This is a genomic window from Streptomyces sp. NPDC002788 (assembly GCF_053592115.1).
The window spans coordinates 129,130-144,183 of sequence record NZ_JBSFVB010000014.1 but is presented as its reverse complement, the minus strand read 5'-3'; the positions used below and the strand labels follow the sequence as shown (position 1 = coordinate 144,183).

General features: G+C 71.4%; 13 protein-coding genes and 6 pseudogenes. 8 read left to right on the top strand and 11 right to left on the bottom strand.

All coding sequences use genetic code 11. The features are described 5' to 3' along the window. Positions 1-262 precede the first annotated feature (262 nt). Positions 263-478 carry a hypothetical protein gene (locus tag ACWD1U_RS25540; RefSeq protein WP_451110821.1) on the bottom strand — a complete coding sequence of 72 codons (216 nt, stop codon included), beginning with the start codon at positions 476-478 and terminating at the stop codon, positions 263-265. 298 nt (positions 479-776) lie between these two features. Then, complete coding sequence (locus tag ACWD1U_RS25535; protein WP_451110820.1) at positions 777-1,721, bottom strand: bifunctional helix-turn-helix transcriptional regulator/GNAT family N-acetyltransferase; 945 nt, start codon at positions 1,719-1,721, stop codon at positions 777-779. 107 nt (positions 1,722-1,828) lie between these two features. On the opposite strand from ACWD1U_RS25535, the pseudogene ACWD1U_RS25530 reads away from it, so the two are divergent. Next, positions 1,829-2,344 (top strand): annotated as a pseudogene (locus ACWD1U_RS25530) (sensor histidine kinase); the annotation flags it as partial. Here the strand turns inward: ACWD1U_RS25530 and ACWD1U_RS25525 are convergent. Together ACWD1U_RS25525 and ACWD1U_RS25520 are read right to left on the bottom strand one after the other, a co-directional pair. Continuing rightward, positions 2,319-2,579, bottom strand: a complete 261-nt coding sequence (locus tag ACWD1U_RS25525; RefSeq protein WP_451110818.1) for a DUF6332 family protein — start codon at positions 2,577-2,579, stop codon at positions 2,319-2,321. The pseudogene ACWD1U_RS25530 and the gene ACWD1U_RS25525 overlap by 26 nt on opposite strands. Positions 2,580-2,682: 103 nt before the next feature. Continuing rightward, positions 2,683-4,164 (bottom strand): MFS transporter, encoded by a 1,482-nt coding sequence (locus ACWD1U_RS25520; protein ID WP_451110816.1) that lies wholly within the window; start codon positions 4,162-4,164, stop codon positions 2,683-2,685. Positions 4,165-4,249: 85 nt separating this feature from the next. Here ACWD1U_RS25520 and ACWD1U_RS25515 point away from each other — a divergent pair, with 85 nt between their 5' ends. Continuing rightward, complete coding sequence (locus tag ACWD1U_RS25515) at positions 4,250-4,645, top strand: MarR family winged helix-turn-helix transcriptional regulator (RefSeq protein ID WP_451110814.1); 396 nt, start codon at positions 4,250-4,252, stop codon at positions 4,643-4,645. Between the two features lie 16 nt (positions 4,646-4,661). Here the strand turns inward: ACWD1U_RS25515 and ACWD1U_RS25510 are convergent, their stop codons facing one another. The 3 genes and pseudogenes from ACWD1U_RS25510 to ACWD1U_RS25500 all read right to left on the bottom strand — a co-directional run. After that, positions 4,662-5,390 (bottom strand): maleylpyruvate isomerase family mycothiol-dependent enzyme, encoded by a 729-nt coding sequence (locus ACWD1U_RS25510; protein WP_451110813.1) that lies wholly within the window; start codon positions 5,388-5,390, stop codon positions 4,662-4,664. A gap of 42 nt (positions 5,391-5,432) precedes the next feature. Continuing rightward, a complete protein-coding gene (locus tag ACWD1U_RS25505) occupies positions 5,433-6,311 on the bottom strand; it encodes an SDR family oxidoreductase (RefSeq protein ID WP_451110811.1) in 879 nt (292 codons plus the stop codon). 160 nt (positions 6,312-6,471) lie between these two features. After that, positions 6,472-6,834, bottom strand: a pseudogene (locus tag ACWD1U_RS25500) (MFS transporter); the annotation flags it as partial. Between the two features lie 171 nt (positions 6,835-7,005). Here ACWD1U_RS25500 and ACWD1U_RS25495 point away from each other — a divergent pair. Further along, positions 7,006-8,484 carry a glutamate-cysteine ligase family protein gene (locus ACWD1U_RS25495; RefSeq protein ID WP_451110809.1) on the top strand — a complete coding sequence of 493 codons (1,479 nt, stop codon included), beginning with the start codon at positions 7,006-7,008 and terminating at the stop codon, positions 8,482-8,484. A 5-nt stretch (positions 8,485-8,489) separates the two neighbouring features. Here the strand turns inward: ACWD1U_RS25495 and ACWD1U_RS25490 are convergent. The 3 genes and pseudogenes from ACWD1U_RS25490 to ACWD1U_RS25480 all read right to left on the bottom strand — a co-directional run bounded on the left by ACWD1U_RS25490 (position 8,490) and on the right by ACWD1U_RS25480 (position 11,184). Next, positions 8,490-9,601: pseudogene (locus ACWD1U_RS25490) on the bottom strand (Gfo/Idh/MocA family protein). After that, positions 9,571-10,281 carry a ThuA domain-containing protein gene (locus tag ACWD1U_RS25485; RefSeq protein ID WP_451110807.1) on the bottom strand — a complete coding sequence of 237 codons (711 nt, stop codon included), beginning with the start codon at positions 10,279-10,281 and terminating at the stop codon, positions 9,571-9,573. The pseudogene ACWD1U_RS25490 and the gene ACWD1U_RS25485 overlap by 31 nt, the downstream one beginning before the upstream one ends. 51 nt (positions 10,282-10,332) lie before the next feature. Next, complete coding sequence (locus ACWD1U_RS25480) at positions 10,333-11,184, bottom strand: class I SAM-dependent methyltransferase (protein WP_451110805.1); 852 nt, start codon at positions 11,182-11,184, stop codon at positions 10,333-10,335. 77 nt (positions 11,185-11,261) lie between these two features. On the opposite strand from ACWD1U_RS25480, the gene ACWD1U_RS25475 reads away from it, so the two are divergent. From ACWD1U_RS25475 to ACWD1U_RS25465, 3 genes and pseudogenes are all read left to right on the top strand, one after another. After that, a complete protein-coding gene (locus ACWD1U_RS25475; protein WP_451110803.1) occupies positions 11,262-11,675 on the top strand; it encodes a helix-turn-helix domain-containing protein in 414 nt (137 codons plus the stop codon). Positions 11,676-11,826: 151 nt separating this feature from the next. Beyond that, positions 11,827-13,089, top strand: a complete 1,263-nt coding sequence (locus ACWD1U_RS25470) for an MFS transporter (RefSeq protein WP_451110802.1) — start codon at positions 11,827-11,829, stop codon at positions 13,087-13,089. 128 nt (positions 13,090-13,217) lie between these two features. Then, positions 13,218-13,450: pseudogene (locus tag ACWD1U_RS25465) on the top strand (arabinose isomerase); the annotation flags it as partial. On the opposite strand, the pseudogene ACWD1U_RS25460 reads toward ACWD1U_RS25465, so the two are convergent. Beyond that, positions 13,445-13,552: pseudogene (locus ACWD1U_RS25460) on the bottom strand (DNA-binding response regulator); the annotation flags it as partial. The pseudogenes ACWD1U_RS25465 and ACWD1U_RS25460 overlap by 6 nt on opposite strands. Before the next feature lie 338 nt (positions 13,553-13,890). On the opposite strand from ACWD1U_RS25460, the gene ACWD1U_RS25455 reads away from it, so the two are divergent. Next, positions 13,891-14,178: a DUF3040 domain-containing protein gene (locus ACWD1U_RS25455; RefSeq protein ID WP_451110800.1), complete on the top strand. Its 288-nt coding sequence runs from the start codon at positions 13,891-13,893 to the stop codon at positions 14,176-14,178. A 593-nt stretch (positions 14,179-14,771) separates the two neighbouring features. After that, positions 14,772-15,054 (top strand): annotated as a pseudogene (locus tag ACWD1U_RS25450) (hypothetical protein); the annotation flags it as partial.

Sequence of the window (15,054 nt, the reverse complement as noted above, 5' to 3'; positions counted from 1 at the left end):
TAACAGCACCGCACAGAAGGCCACCCGGAGTACGAGATTGTCCCGCCGCCACCGGCCTATCGTGCCGTCGGTCACCGCCAGCAGTACCGGATGCACCACGTAGACCGAGTGACTGATCGTTCCCGGCCCGGTCAGCCAGCGCGGGATCCGGCGGCGGCGCAACACAAGTCCGGCACCGAAGGTGAGCAGGGCCGGCAAGGATCCAGAAACTCCGAACGCAGCCCCGGCGGGCCTGATGGTCGCGAACGATGCGGCGGCGCGGCTACGCGAGCCAGAGCGAGCCGCGCCGATGACGCGCCGGCGGTACGTCCACCGCATCCGCGGCGTCCAGCGCGAGTTCGCCGGCCGTTGAGTTCACCAGCTTGAGCAGCGTGCCCACTTGGGTGCGCAGCCGCTGTCGCGCCCGGCGCTCCTCCACCGCGGACCACTCGGCGACGGAGCGGTCCCGCTGGTGCCGGGCGAACGAGTAGACAGCCACCGTGCGGCGGATCGGCCGAGGTCGGGGTCGCTCGGACTCTCGTGCGGCCTGGGTCAAGGTGTGGGCGCTGTACCTGAGGTCGTGGAGAACCACGGAACGCCAGGGGCTTCCTGACGAGCGGCCGTGCGCTCTCTGGCCGAGTGAAGGGGGAAGGTGGTGGGCGGTGCGGGTCACGGGGGCTCCGTTCGCGGCAACCGCCAGGTATCTCCTGGCGGGCTACCTGAAGCCCGTCGGTCCTGCCGCACGTGTCGTGTTCATGCGCGTCACCCTAGCGCGCTGCCGCCGTGCTCAGGCTTCGTCATCGCTTCCCCGGCGCTGCCGGAGGCAGCCGCTTCTCGAACCAATGGTCGGCGTAGGGCTCGTCGTTGAAGGCGGGTACCTCGGTGTATCCGCTGGTGCGGTAGAGACGAGTGGCCGCTTCCAAGGCCTTGTTGGTGTCGAGCCGCACCAGTTCGCTGCCGTGCCGGGCCGCGCGTTCCTCGAGTTCGGACAGGAGGCGCCGGGCCAGTCCTAGCCCCCGGGTGCGGGGGTGGACCCACAGGCGTTTGATCTCGGCGGGGGCTCCCGGCGGGAGCTTGAGCCCGGCGCAGCCCACCGGCTCGCCGTGCAGCCGGGCGACGAGGAACAGACCGCGCGGGGTGCGCAAGGCGCCCGGGTCGGGGAGCAGGCTGTGCGCGGGGTCGAAGCCGCCCTCGAACAGCTCCCGCAGTTCCGCTGCATAGGACCGCAGGCAGTACGCGGCGTCGGGGTGATCGGGGTCGAGGACCTCCAGGGACACCACCGAGGCGGTCAGCAGGCGCTCGACCTCTGCCATGGCCGCGGTCAGCCGGTCCCGCTGCCGGGCGTCGAGCGGGTCGAGGAGCGACGCGGCGAGCACCTCGCTGCGGTCGTCGAGAAGAGCGCGCTCCCGCCGCCCTGCCTCGGTCAGCCGCACGGTGCGTACCCGCCGGTCGCGGGGGTGGGGCTCGACGGCGACGAGGCCGTCGCGCTCCAGTGCCCGCAGGAGCCGGCTCGCGTAGCCGGAGTCGAGGCCGAGCCGGTCCCGCACGCTGCGGACGTCGTGGGTTCCCTCGTCGCCGATCTGCCAGAGCAGGCGCGCCTGCCCGTAGGGGCGGGCACCGCCCAGATAGTGGTCGTGCAGCACTCCCAGCCGCTCGGCGACCGTCCGGTTGAAGCGCCGCACCTGGTCCACCTGCTCCACCTGGTCCACCTGCTCCACCTGGTCCACCTGGTCCGTCGTCATTCTCTGACCTTAGTCAGAGAATGACGGACAGGGCAACGTACTTCCCGGGGAGTACCCGTGATCACCACGCCCGGGGGACGCCGCTGCCGGCGTCTAGCGTGGCCGGTATGGACGAGCAGCGAGGGCGGGGCGGTCCGCCGCAGTGGTGGCGGCACGGGCCTCCCGGGTGGGACCGGTCGGGGGAGCGGGCGCCCCGGTGGCCCTGGCGGTCCACCCTCGCCGTGACCGTCTTCGTGCTGGCCGGGTCGAACTTCGCCGCGCACGGACAGGAGGGCGAGCGGGCGGACCTGGACCTCTTCGCGCGCGTTCTGCTGCTCGCGGCCGGGGCGCTGCTGCTGTGGCGGAAGCGGTACCCGGTGGCCGTGGTGTTCGGCACGGCGGCGGCCGTCATGATGTACCTGGGCGCCGGATATCCGTACGGACCGGTGCTCTTCACCGTCGCCCTGGCCTGCTTCAGCGCCGTCGTCGCGGGGCACCGGTGGGCGGCATGGGCCGCGATGGGGACTCTGTGGGCAGGGCACGTCCTGGTGGCGCACTGGCTGTACAAGTGGCTGCCGCCTTCGGGGGACTCCGCCGTCTCCTGGGGTGAGGAGATCGTCATCGCCACGTGGGTCGTGGCGATCGGAACCGGACCAGCACGCTGACCACCCGCGCGGCGAACAGCACCGGCGCGAGCACCAGTCCGGCGCGCAGCAGCAGGCTCTCCGGCGTGTCCGGCAGGTCGAAGAGCAGCGCGGGCCCCGCAACGGCCCCGAACACCACGGCTGCCGCGAAAGCCGCACTGCACAGCGCGTACCCGATCTCGACGGTGATCGCGTCGCGTTCGGCCTGAGTGCGCCGTCCTCCGTGACTGGTCATACGACGAGTCAAACAGGGGGTGTGCCCGGCAGGCAAGGCAGCCCGCCGGGCACACCGTGGAGGCATTCCCCCCAGGGCTTGTCGTTCGGATCACGCGACAGCCCTAGTCGCGTACGGCGACGCGCTCCGCCTCCTTCGGGGTGGACTTCGCGACCACGACGGACGGCCGGTCCGGGCGGGTCCGCAGGCCCGAGAGGGTGATCAGCAGGCCGGCGAGAGCGATGAACGCCACGACCACCAGGCCGGTCCGGTAGCTGTCGAGGACGGCCTGCGGGGAGGCGTCGGCACCCTCGGGGGAGTTCGCGGTCACCACCGCCGTCACCACGGCGAGGAAGATCGCGCCGCCCACCTGGACCGAGGTGTTGAGCAGTCCGGAGACCATGCCCTGCTCGTGCTCGTCGACGCCGTTGGTGGCCTGGACGTTGAGGGACGGGAAGGTCAGTGCGAAGCCGGAGCCGACCAGCAGCATCGTCGGAAGGATCACGGTCGCGTAGACCGGGTGGAGGTCGATGCGCAGGAACAGCGCGTAGCCGGCGACCATCAGGGCGAAGCCGAGCACGATCAGGCGGGCCGTGCCGAACCGGTCGATGACGGCGCCGACCTTCGTCGCGGACAGCGCCACCAGCGCGCCGGCCGGCAGGAAGGCCAGGGCCGTGTGCAGCGCGGACCAGCCGAGCAGCTGCTGCATGTAGAGCGTGACCAGGAACTGGAAGCCGATGTAGCTGCCGACGAACGTCAACGCACCGAGCTGGGCCCGCACTTGCGGCCCCGAGCGCAGCACGCCGAGCCGGATCAGCGGGCTCGGGCTGCGCCGCTCGACCGTCACGAACGCGGCCAGCAGTACGGCGACGGCGGCGAAGGACAGGATGGTGCGGGCCGAACCCCAGCCCACCTCGGGCGCCTCGACGACGGTGAAGACGAGCAGGAGCATCGAGGCGGTGCCGAGCACGGCGCCGGGGATGTCGTAGCCGCCCTCGCCGCGCTCGCGGGCACTGCGCGGCAGCAGCTTCAGGCCGGCGAGCAGGGCGATCAGCGCGATGGGGGCGGGCAGGAGCATGGTGAGTCGCCAACTGGCCTCCGTGAGCAGGCCGGAGAAGACCAGGCCCATCGAGTAGCCGGCGGCGCCGCAGGTGGTGTAGATGGCGAGGGCTCTGTTGCGGAGGGGGCCCTCGGGGAACGTCGTGGTGATGATCGACAGGCCGGCGGGGGCGGTGAAGGCCGCGCTCAGACCCTTGATGAAGCGGCTGGCGATGAGCAGGGGCCCCGAGTCGACGAGCCCGCCGAGCAGCGAGGCCAGCGCGAAGACGCCCAGGGCCACCAGGAAGACCTGGCGCCGGCCCAGGAGGTCTGCGGCGCGTCCGCCGAGGAGCAGCAGACCGCCGTAGCCGAGGATGTAGCCGCTGACGATCCATTGCAGCGCCGATGTCGACAGGCCGAGGTCGGCGCCGATGGACGGCAGCGCCACGCCGACCATGGACACGTCGAGGGCGTCCAGGAACATCGCGGCGCAGAGCACCAGAAGGGTGCCCCAGAGGCGGGGAGTCCAACGTCCCTCGGCCGTGGGGGAGATGAGCGGAGAGGTCATGCCCGAAGACTACATGCGCTTGCATGTGATGCAAATGCATTTAATTCGTGTGCAACAACCTCGCTTCTCTGTTACGGTGCGCCTCATGGCGGCGAAGCAGGCCGAGCAGGCGCTCGTGAAACAGTGGCGGGGCATTCTGGCGCTGCACGCGCGGACGCAGTGCGAACTCGACCGTGCGTTGCACGGCCACGGCCTGTGCGCCAGTGACTTCGAGGTGCTCGACGTCCTCGCCAGGCGCCGGGTGGCGAAGGGCGCGCCCTCCTACCGCGTGCAGGAGATCTCCGAGCGGGTCCATCTGAGCCAGAGCGCGCTGTCGCGACTGATCGCCCGGCTGGAGAAGGAGGGCCTGGTCGAGCGCGGCATGTGCCCCGAGGACCGGCGGGGCGTGAAGGTCTCGCTCACGGCGAAGGGTCGCGCGCTGCACGGCGAGGTGCTGCCCGTGCAGCGCGCGGTTCTGGAGCGGATGCTGGCGGACGACTGAGCTGCCCCGGCTCAGGTCAGATTGCCGACGCCTTCCGCCACAGCTCGGCGAGCGCCCCCTCGCCCGTGATCGTCGGCACGGGAGCCCGGTTCCACAGTGCCAGATACAACTGCCCGGCCGGACCGGAGAGTTCGCACTCGGCGTCCCCGGAGGCGCCCCGTGTGGTCACGGGGGGCTCCGGGGACAGCCGTACGGTCCACACGGCGTCGGTGTCGTCCGTGCGGACCCGCAGCACGCGCGGCTCGGGCGTGCGGACCCGGCTCCTGGGACGGGCGTGGAAACCGCGCAGGAGTTCGTCGATGCCGTCGGTCGCGAAGTGCGGGGTGACGGCCGTCGTGCCGCCCCCGCGTGCGGACTCCGCGTCGACCCGGTGCACCGCCGTCTCGTGCGCCTGCCGCCGGGTCCAGAAGGCCAGCGGCGACGGCGCGGGCAGGAACGTGAAGCACTCCACGTCGGGCGAGGCGCCGGCCAGTGTGCCGACGAGAAGGCGGTGGCTGTCGCGGTACCAGGCCACGAGCTCCGGGCCGTCGAGGCCGGTGGGTTCGGTCAGCGGGCGGCGCTCGGTGAGCCCTTCCGCGACGTACGCCGCGGCCCAGCGGTGCACCGCGCCCGTGTGCCGCAGCAGATCGCGCACCTGCCACTGCGGGCACGTCGGCACCTTCGCCTCCGTCCCGGCCTCCTCGGCTGCCTCGGCCAGCAACCGGCCCTCTGTCTCCAGCGCTTGCAGGAACTCGGCGGTATCCATGGCGCGAGTCTGCCGTACGGAGCCCGCTCGAGGCGCCGGATTTCACGGCAGCGGCGTACCGCCCGTGGCGTTGACGATCTCGGCGGTGATGTACGACGCCTCCTGCGAGGCGAGGAAGACGTACGCCGGAGCCATCTCGGCGGGCTGCGCGGGCCGCCCGATGGGCGCCTGCTTGCCGAACGTCTGCGTGTCCGGAAGCGTCGCCGGGATCAGCGGCGTCCACACCGGGCCCGGCGCGACCGCGTTGACGCGGATGCCCCGCTCGATCAGCATCTGCGCGAGCCCCTGCGTGAAGGTGACGATCGCGCCCTTCGTCATCGCGTAGTCCAGCAGATGCGGACTGGGCTTGTACGCCTGCACCGAGGTCGAGTTGATGATGCTGCCGCCCTCCGGGATGTGCGGCACGGCCAGCTTGCACAGCCAGAACATGCCGTACAGGTTGGTGCGCAGCACCCGGTCGAACTGCTCGGTGGAGATCGCCTCGATGCCGTCGGGCTGGGACATCTGGTACGCCGCGTTGTTCACCAGGATGTCGATCCGGCCGAAGTCCGCCACGGCACGGTCGATCAGCGCCCGGCAGTTCTCCTCCTCCCGTACGTCGCACGAGACGGGCACGGCACGCCGGCCGGCCTCCTGGATCAGCCGCGCGGTCTCGGCGGCGTCGTCCTTCTCCTCGTCGAGGTGGGTGAAGAGCACGTCGGCTCCCTCACGGGCGAACGCCAGGGCGACCGCGCGGCCGATCCCGGAGTCGCCGCCGGTGATCACGGCTTTGCGGCCCTCCAGCCGGCCGCTGCCCCGGTAGGACTCCTCACCGTGGTCCGGGGGCGGGTCCATGGGCCCCGTCCAGCCGGGGTGCGGCTGGTCCTGGGAGGGAAACTCCGGGGTCGGGTGCTGCTCGCCGGGGTGCTGCTGTTCGGTCACGAGTCTGCCTCCTTGTTCCTGGCATGCGGCCCGGAGATCACCTCGGGCCTGGCGACGGGTACCCAGGATCACGACTGGGCCGATCTCCCGATCGAGAGCGGCTCCGCGGCGGGGCGGTCCTTCACCCGGATGGGGGTGGCCGCCCCGGCCGGCCCTTCCCTCAGTCCCCCGACCGCCGCGACGCCGCCCCCACCAGCGCTCCGACCGCCGCTGCCACCCCCGCGAGCACCGCCACGCTGGTCAGCGCGGCCGGCAGGGTGAACCAGTCCGCCATGAAACCGATCGCCGGCGGCCCGAGGAGCATGCCTCCGTAGCCCAGCGTGGAGGCCGTGGCGACCCCACTGGGCCCGGCCAGCGCGCCCGCCCGTTCCACCGCCACGGGGAAGAGGTTCGCCAGGCCGATGCCCGTGATCGCGTAGCCGAGCAGGGCCGCCCACAGGGACGGGGCGAGGGAGCCGAGCAGCATCCCGGCCGCCGCGGTGGTGCCGCCGGCGACGCTGCGGCGGCCGATCATGCCGAGAAGACGGTGATGAGGGTACGGAGTCGGGTGAGGGAGCTGCCGTTGCCCGGCACGGCACTGTGCGTTCGCGGTTTGTTTATTTGCGGCACAAAGTCAGGCTAGGTGGGTGCGGGGGCGACGACAAGGTGCGACGCTGGGACCGGAAGCAGCCGCCGCCGGAGTACAGGAGGGCGCATGGGACGTGACGTGCCGGCCCTGGTGTTCACCCGGGAGGACCGCCGTCGGTACCGGGAGAAGATGCACACCGGCCTCGAGGCGCTGGCGCGGATGCTCCGCGAGTCCGGCTTCGAGAGCGAGCGCCCCCAGGTCGGGCTGGAGATCGAGCTCAACCTGGTGGACGACCACGGACTTCCCGCCATGCGGAACACCGACGTGCTCCGGGCGATCGCCGACCCCGCCTGGTCCAGCGAACTGGGCCGCTTCAACCTGGAGATCAACATCCCGCCCCGGCAGTTGACAGCCGGCGGCCCGGGCGCCTGGGAGCAGGAGATCCGGGACGCCCTCAACCACGCCGAGGACCGTGCCGCCGCCGTGGGCGCCCACCTGATCATGGTCGGCATCCTGCCGACCCTGGGGGAGACGGACGTGAGCGAGTCCGCCCTCTCCGGAGACCCGCGCTACCGGCTGCTCAATGAGCAGATCTTCGCCGCGCGAGGTGAGGACCTGCGGATCAGGGTCGACGGTGTGGAGCGCCTGGCCACGTACGCCGACACCATCACCCCCGAGGCCGCCTGCACCAGCACCCAGTTCCACCTCCAGGTCGACCCGAAGGAGTTCCCGCACTACTGGAACGCGGCGCAGGCCATCGCGGGCGTGCAGATCGCCCTCGCGGCGAACTCGCCCTACCTGTTCGGCCGGGAGCTGTGGCGCGAGACCCGCATCCCCCTGTTCGAGCAGGCCACCGACACCCGCCCCGAGGAGATCAAGGCGCAGGGCGTACGGCCCAGAGTGTGGTTCGGCGAGCGCTGGATCACCAGCGTCTTCGACCTCTTCGAGGAGAACGTGCGCTACTTCCCGGCCCTGCTGCCGCTGTGTGACGACGAGGACCCGCAGCGGGAGCTCGACAACGGCGGCGTGCCCCAACTGGGCGAACTGACACTGCACAACGGCACGATCTACCGCTGGAACCGGCCCGTCTACGCCGTCACCGACAGCGGTCCGCATCTGCGCATCGAGAACCGGGTGCTGCCCGCCGGCCCCACGGTGGCCGACATCATCGCCAACGGCGCCTTCTACTACGGCCTGACCCGCGCCCTCGTCGACGAGGACCGGCCGGTGTGGACGCGGATGTCGTTCGCGGTGGCCGAGGAGAACCTGCACACCGCGGCCCGCGACGGCATCGACGCCCGCCTGTACTGGCCCGGAGTGGGTGAAGTGCCGGTCACCGAACTGGTGTTGCGACGGCTGCTGCCCCTGGCTCATCGCGGCCTCGAACTGGCCGGCATGGACGACTCGTGGCGCGAACCGCTGCTGGGCATCATCGAGCAGCGCTGCCTCACCGGCCGCAACGGCGCCACCTGGCAGACGGAGACGGTCCACCACCTGGAGAAGGCCGGCATCTCCGACCGGCGCGAAGCGCTGCGCCAGATGACCCGGACGTACATGGACTACATGCACATGAACGCGCCCGCCCACACCTGGCCCGTGGACTGACAGGCTCACGCGGGGCCGGGTGTGGCCTGGCCCCGCCATTCCCGGGCCGCCGTCAGCGGTACGGGCGCGGGCACCTCAGCCGACGTCGTCAGCTCGATGCGCCGTCCCTCGGCCGGGGAGCGCAGCAGCGCGGTCATCGTCTCCAGCACGTGCAGGGCGAGTCCGCCGCTCGCGCGCTGCCCGCCGGCGGTGAGGAAGTCCAGCAGACCGACGCCCCGTGCGCCGTCCTCGTACCCCGCCGACGCGGGGAGGGCGTGCCACCGTGTGTCGCCGAGTGGGTGGAGCCGTACCTCGCCGTCGAAGCGGTTCGGGTCAGGGACCGAGAGGGTTCCCGTCTCGCCGTGGACCTCGATCGGGGCGGCCGTGGTGGCCACACCGTCGAAGCTCGTCGTGAGGGTGGTCAGGGTCCCGTTCACGTGCTCGACCACTCCGGAGACATGGCTGTCCACCTCGACCGGTATGCGCTCGCCCGCGCGCGGCCCCGAACCGATGACCCGCTCGGTGCGCAGGCGTCCTCCCGCTCCGGTCACGGCCCGCGCCGGGCCCAGCAGATGGATCACAGAGGTGAGGTGGTACGGCCCCATGTCGAGCAACGGGCCGCCTCCGGCCGTGTAGGAGAAGTCGGGGTGGGGATGCCAGCGCTCGTGGCCCGGGGTGACCATCACGGCCGAGGCGAACTGGGGACGCCCGATGCTCCCCGCCTCCACGACCGCCCGGGCCGTCTGCACTCCGGTGCCCAGGACGGTGTCCGGCGCACACCCCACACCCACGCCGGCCTTCGCCGCGGCCGCCACGACCGCACGGGCGTCGGCGAACGTGGCGGCCAGCGGCTTCTCCCCGTAGACGTGCTTGCCGTGGCCGATCGCGCCGAGGGCGATCTCGGCGGGCGCCGCGGGGGTGGTGAGGTTCAGCACCGTGTCCACGTCCGGGCTGCGCAGCAGGTCGCGACGGGCAGTGCCCGGGCGCCGGGCAGTTCGGCGGCGACCGCGGCCGACCGGCCGGCGTCGAGATCGGCGACCGCGGTGACGCGTACGGCGGGATGGCCGGCCAGCGTGTCCAGGTACGCGCGGGAGATGACGCCGAGCCCTACGACGCCGACGCGGTGCGCGTCGCCCACAGCATGCCCCTCTCGACGATGGTGCGGACCTGTCGGTTCTCCAGCACGTCGAGGCTGTGTCCGGGTGTCGTCACCACGATCCGACCGGCGCCCCACCGCCGCGTCCAGACCGCCGGCGAGGTGACCGGCCGGTGCCACGGCTGCCACGGCCGGGTGGGGTGCGTGGTGGTGGCCAGCACGTCGATGAGGTCGTCATGCAGCACCCAGTACTGCTCGGTGTGCAGCTCGAAGTCCTCGATACCCGCGGTGACGGGGTGCTCGCGGCCGGCGGCGGTGACGGTGATCGTGTGCGGCAGGAAGTTGTCCGCCGCCCCGCCCCTGCGCTCGCACGGCTCCCTGCCGGGGTGCGTCGCGAACTGGCCGCCGACCAGATGGAGATAGTCGGCCGAGGCGCGGAACGAGCCGGCGATGCCGCCGTGCCAGCCGGTGAGGCCGGTGCCGGCCACGACCGCCGAGCTCAGCCCCGCCACCTGCTCGGACGTGATCTCCGACATCGTCACGCACTGCACGACGAGGTCGGTACCGGCCAGCTCCGCGGCATCGGCGTAGACGTCGGTCGACTCCTCGACCCGGACGACGTATCCGTTGTCCCGGAGGAAGGGCAAGAACAGCTCCGTCGCCTTGACCGGCTCGTGGCCTTCCCAACCGCCCCGGACGACCAGGGCTCTCTTCCGCGTCATCGTGATCTCACTATGCGCAGGGCGCCCCCGCTTCGAAAAGGTGGCCGGACCTCACGAAATTTTCGCGGCGGCGGACCGCGCGGAGACCGTCCAACAAGCCGCGGTGAAACGGACGTCCGTGCCCTGCACGAAGGGCTCGAAGGCGGGGCGGACCGTCTCGACGACCCGTGCGCGGGTCTCCTCGTCGGCCCGGGGCAGAATCGTGCCGAGAGGGCCGAGCCGGGTGAAGTAGCTCACGAGTTCCTTCTCGGGCAGGGTGCAGACCACGTCGATCGGCCGGATGTCGATCTCGACCCACCCGCTCTCCGCCAAGATGCGGCGGACCCTGTCCGGGTCCGCGAAGGCGAACTGCCCCGGCTGGTCCGGCCGGCGGGCGGGCAGGTCCGGCACGAACGGTGCCGCGGCACGTTCCGCTGTCGTCATGAACGGGTTCTCCGCGGGGTCGCGCCACACGACGAGCCGCAGTCGGCCCCCCTCCACGACGGCGCTCCGGATGTTCGTGAAAGCCCGGACGGGATCGTTGAAGAACATGACACCGAACCGGGAGACGACGGCGTCGAAGCTGCCGGGCTCGAACGCGTGCCCCTGAGCGTCGTCGCGGAGGAAGGACGCCGGTACGCCCTCCCGTTCGGCGTGCTCCCGGGCGGTGGCGATCATCGGCTCGGAGATGTCGATGCCGACGCAGTGACCGACCCGTCGGGCGACGGCCCGGGTGATGCCGCCCGTGCCGCAGCCGACATCGAGCACCCGGCCGGCCTGCTCGGCGGACACGGCCTCGACGAGCAGCTCCTCGAAGGGCCGGAACATCCCGTCCAGCACCTCCTGGAGATCCACCCAGGCATGGCCCGAGGGCCCGTTCCAACGGGCGGCCTGATCGTCGTCGCCCCTGCGCGAAGCGTCCATGGTCGTCTCTCCTTCTGCTTGCCTTCGTCGAGTCGGGATGACAGCGTTCTACTTCAAGCCGACTTGAGGTCAAGGCAATGACAGACCTGGACATCGCCGAAGTGGCGCACCGCGCCGGGGTGCCCGCCTCGACGCTGCGCTTCTACGAGGAGAAGGGGCTGATCGCCTCGACCGGCCGGCGTGGCCTGCGGCGCCAGTACGACCCCGGCGTACTGGAGCGGCTGGCGCTGATAGCGCTGGGCAGGACGGCCGGGTTCTCGCTCGACGAGATCGCCCGGATGTTCGCACCGGACGGGCGACCGCGGATCGACCGGCGGATGCTCTCGACCAAGGCGGACGAACTGGACCGCAGGATCCGCGAACTCGGCGTGCTGCGCGATTCCCTGCGCCATGCCGCCGCGTGCCCCGCCCCGAGCCACCTGGAATGCCCCACGTTCCGCCGTCTCCTGGACGACGCGACAGCACCGGGAAGGCGAATCCCCGGCCGTTAGGGGTCCTGGCGCTATGAGCGCGCGACCCGGGCGGGCACAGTGCAAGGACCCCTTGGCCCCGTAAGCGACCTTTGGTCCAATCCTGGTCCGTGCTTTGCCCGATTCCCGTGACCCCCTGCCTAGCCTCGGCTGCGAACTTCAGGAGGCCGCAGTGCTGAAAACCGTGAAACGGCAGGCGACGGGTCTGACCAAAGACCAGCGCAATGCCTTCGTGGCCGCCTATCTCGGCTGGGCGATGGACGCGTTCGACTATTTCCTCGTCGTGCTCGTCTACAGCGAGATAGCCGACGACTTCCATGTCTCCCTGACGGACATGGCATTCCTGACCACGGCGACTCTCGTGATGCGGCCCATCGGCGCACTGCTCTTCGGGATGTGGGCGGACCGCAAGGGCCGCCGCACACCGCTCATGGTGGATGTCGTCTTCTACTCGATCGTCGGCTTCGCGTGCGCCTTCGCGCCCAACTACACGGTGCTGCTGGTGCTGCGCCTGCTCTACGGCATCGGCATGGGCGGCGAGTGGGGTCTGGGCGCGGCCCTGGCCATGGAGAAGATCCCCACCGAAAGGCGCGGATTCTGGTCGGGTCTGTTGCAGAGCGGCTACTCGCTGGGGTACCTGCTGGCCGCCGTGGCGTTCTTCGTCATCGAGCCCGTCTTCGGCTGGCGCGGCCTGTTCGCCTTCAGCCTGCTGCCCGCCCTGGTCGCGCTGTGGGTGCGCAGCCGGGTGGAGGAGAGCGAGGTGTGGGAGAAGAGCGTCCAGCTCAACCGCACCCCGGCGCACCAGGTGTTCAGGAACCCGGCGGTGCTGCGGCGCTTCGTCTACCTCGTGGCGCTGATGACCGCCTTCAACTGGATGTCGCACGGCACCCAGGACATCTACCCCACGTTCGTGAAGAAGGGCCTCGAGCTGTCGGCGAACACCTCGATCGCGATCGCCGTGGTCTACAACATCGGCGCCATGATCGGCGGGGTCCTGCTCGGGGCGTACTCGGAACGGCTGGGCCGCCGCCGGACCATCATGATCGCGGCGGCCGCGGGACTGGTCGTGGTGCCGTTCTTCGTGCTGTCCACCACGGTCGGCTGGCTGATGCTGTCGTCGTTCCTGATGCAGGTCTGCGTGCAGGGAGCGTGGGGCGTCATCCCGGCGCATCTGACCGAGATGAGCCCGGACGCCGTCCGGGGCTTCTACCCGGGCGTCACCTACCAGCTCGGCAACCTCATCGCCGCCCTCAACCTGCCGATCCAGGAGGCCCTCGCCGAACGCCACGGCTACCCCTCGGCGATGGCATGGACCATCGTGCCCACCCTGGCCGTGGTGATCCTGCTGAGCGCGCTCGGCAAGGAGGCCAAGGGGGTCCGGTTCGGCAGCAGCGGTACGCAGACCCCCAGCGGGGCGGCCGCGGTGCGACCCTGACCGCGAGTGTCTGTCTCGGACGGTGATCGGCCGAACAGACAGAACGGTCCACGGCTGATCACCGAGAGTCCGGCCCCGGCTGCCTGCCGCGTTCTGTTCTGGATCAGTCCGCGCTCCGGCACGCCCGGCACGGCCTCATGGGGCACCTCGCCGTCCGAGCCCGCGACCTCCTGCTGCGCGGGCTCGGCGTCCACCACGGCAACGCGGCTGGGGCGTGAGCGTCGAGCTCGACGTCCAGCACGGGCCCGTCACCCTCCTCGGCCTCGGCCAGGACGCCGACGGCGGCCTGTCGTTCGTCACCTCCGAGGGCGCCGTCGTACCGGGGCCGCTGCCGGAGATCGGAAACACCACCAGCCGGCTCGCCCCGCACAGTGTCCCGGCACACCTCGACCAGATCGCGGTCAGCGGCGGACTTCAGGACGTGGCCCGAGGCACCCGCGCCGAGGGCCTCGAAGAAGAACCGTCGTTTTCGCAGGGGCACCGCCTACCGTCTCCTCGACACCGTCACCCCCGGCGTCCGAGGCGCCCGGCATCCCCCCATCCGTGACAGCACCCACACTCGGCCCGAACACGCTCCCCCCGGAACGGCGTTCGTGAGGTACGGGCACCGGGAAGGATGAGGGTGGGCCTGACGGCGGACGCCGTCGGAGGGGGGAGAAGCTGAAGCCCCGGTGGGACCGTCCGCGTCGTGCACCCGGCGGGCCGTCTCCCTCCGCCCTCACTCGGCCCGACACCCCACGACTTGCCCTGGCCCCGGCCGTGCCCTGCCCGAAGCGCCGCCGGTCCCGGAGAGGAGAAGCCGTGTCCCAGTCCGAAGAGGAGCGCCTCGTGCACCTCCAAGCACGACTCGAACGGGAGGACCCCAGGTTCACCCGTGCCATGAGATCCGGTTGCCCGGCCCCGCCCCGTGAGTACCGGCGTACCGGAGCCTGGTGGGGGCTTGCTCTCGGTGTGGGCGTCCTCGGCTCAGGCATCGCCCTGGCCCAGGGGCTGCTCATCGCCGGCGGGCTGGTCCTGGTGGGCATGGCGGCCCAGCTGGTCGACCCGGACCCGGCGCGCACGGGGCACCGGGGGCCGGGGCGCCGGTGACGCGTGCAGGCGTCCGGCCCGCGATGCCTGCCCCATGCCCTGCTCCCCTTCGACCAGCCCGCACGGACCCGCCTCGGCGCCTGCTCCGCGTGCCGGCTCGCGTCGTGCCCGCACGCACCCGCCCGCGCGCCCTGCCTGCGCGCACCCGCTTCGCTCCTGTGTGCCGACGCCGCGCTCTGCCTCTTCGCGGCGCTGTTGCGCGCACCCGCTTCGCTCCTGCGCCTCGACACCGTCCCGGGTCAGCCGCAGCCCCGCGGCGGCTCCCGGGGGCTCGGCCCCCACGCACAGCGAGTCCTCGCCGATCCAGAACAGGCCGACCACGGCCATGTGCGCCTGACCGTGATGGTCCGGGGGAGTGCGGTGTTCTCACCCCTGGGTGTCGCGGTAGGAGCCAGTGATCAGCGGGCAGAGGTTGCCTGCGTGGGGGCCGAACACCCAGGGGTCGGGTGCCGCCGTCAGAGTGGGTCCGTAACCCGTGTGAACGCTCTGAATGGTGGGAGCGCCCGTCATGGCTGACGGTGGTTCACGTCGAGGCCGGGTCTCGTGAGCTGGCGAGGCGTCAGCTGCCCGGATCGCGACGGAAGGACTCACCGATGCGCTCTGCCCGCATGCTGCTCGCGACGGCCACCGCCACGGCGGCGCTCGCGATCGCCGCACCCGCCGCCTACGCCGAGGCGATGGGTGACCGGGACCACGACACCACTTCGTACAGCAAGGAGCACCACAAGGACGGCAAGCACCACGCGCCCCGCGGCGGGGTACACACGGGTGGCGGAGCCCTGTCCGCGGTGAACGCGGACGACGACTGGGGCACCACCAAGCACGAAGGAGAGGGCAAGCACGACGAGAACGGCAAGCACGAAGGGCACGGGAAGG

Bases quoted from the DNA above. Each gene is read 5' to 3' on its own strand.
- ACWD1U_RS25535 (WP_451110820.1), bottom strand. From the start codon at position 1,721: ATGACGACGGACCAGGTGGACCAGGTGGAGCAGGTGGACCAGGTGGAG.
- ACWD1U_RS25525 (WP_451110818.1), bottom strand. From the start codon at position 2,579: ATGACCAGTCACGGAGGACGGCGCACTCAGGCCGAACGCGACGCGATC.
- ACWD1U_RS25520 (WP_451110816.1), bottom strand. From the start codon at position 4,164: ATGACCTCTCCGCTCATCTCCCCCACGGCCGAGGGACGTTGGACTCCC.
- ACWD1U_RS25515 (WP_451110814.1), top strand. From the start codon at position 4,250: ATGGCGGCGAAGCAGGCCGAGCAGGCGCTCGTGAAACAGTGGCGGGGC.
- ACWD1U_RS25510 (WP_451110813.1), bottom strand. From the start codon at position 5,390: ATGGATACCGCCGAGTTCCTGCAAGCGCTGGAGACAGAGGGCCGGTTG.
- ACWD1U_RS25495 (WP_451110809.1), top strand. From the start codon at position 7,006: ATGGGACGTGACGTGCCGGCCCTGGTGTTCACCCGGGAGGACCGCCGT.
- ACWD1U_RS25485 (WP_451110807.1), bottom strand. From the start codon at position 10,281: ATGACGCGGAAGAGAGCCCTGGTCGTCCGGGGCGGTTGGGAAGGCCAC.
- ACWD1U_RS25480 (WP_451110805.1), bottom strand. From the start codon at position 11,184: ATGGACGCTTCGCGCAGGGGCGACGACGATCAGGCCGCCCGTTGGAAC.
- ACWD1U_RS25475 (WP_451110803.1), top strand. From the start codon at position 11,262: ATGACAGACCTGGACATCGCCGAAGTGGCGCACCGCGCCGGGGTGCCC.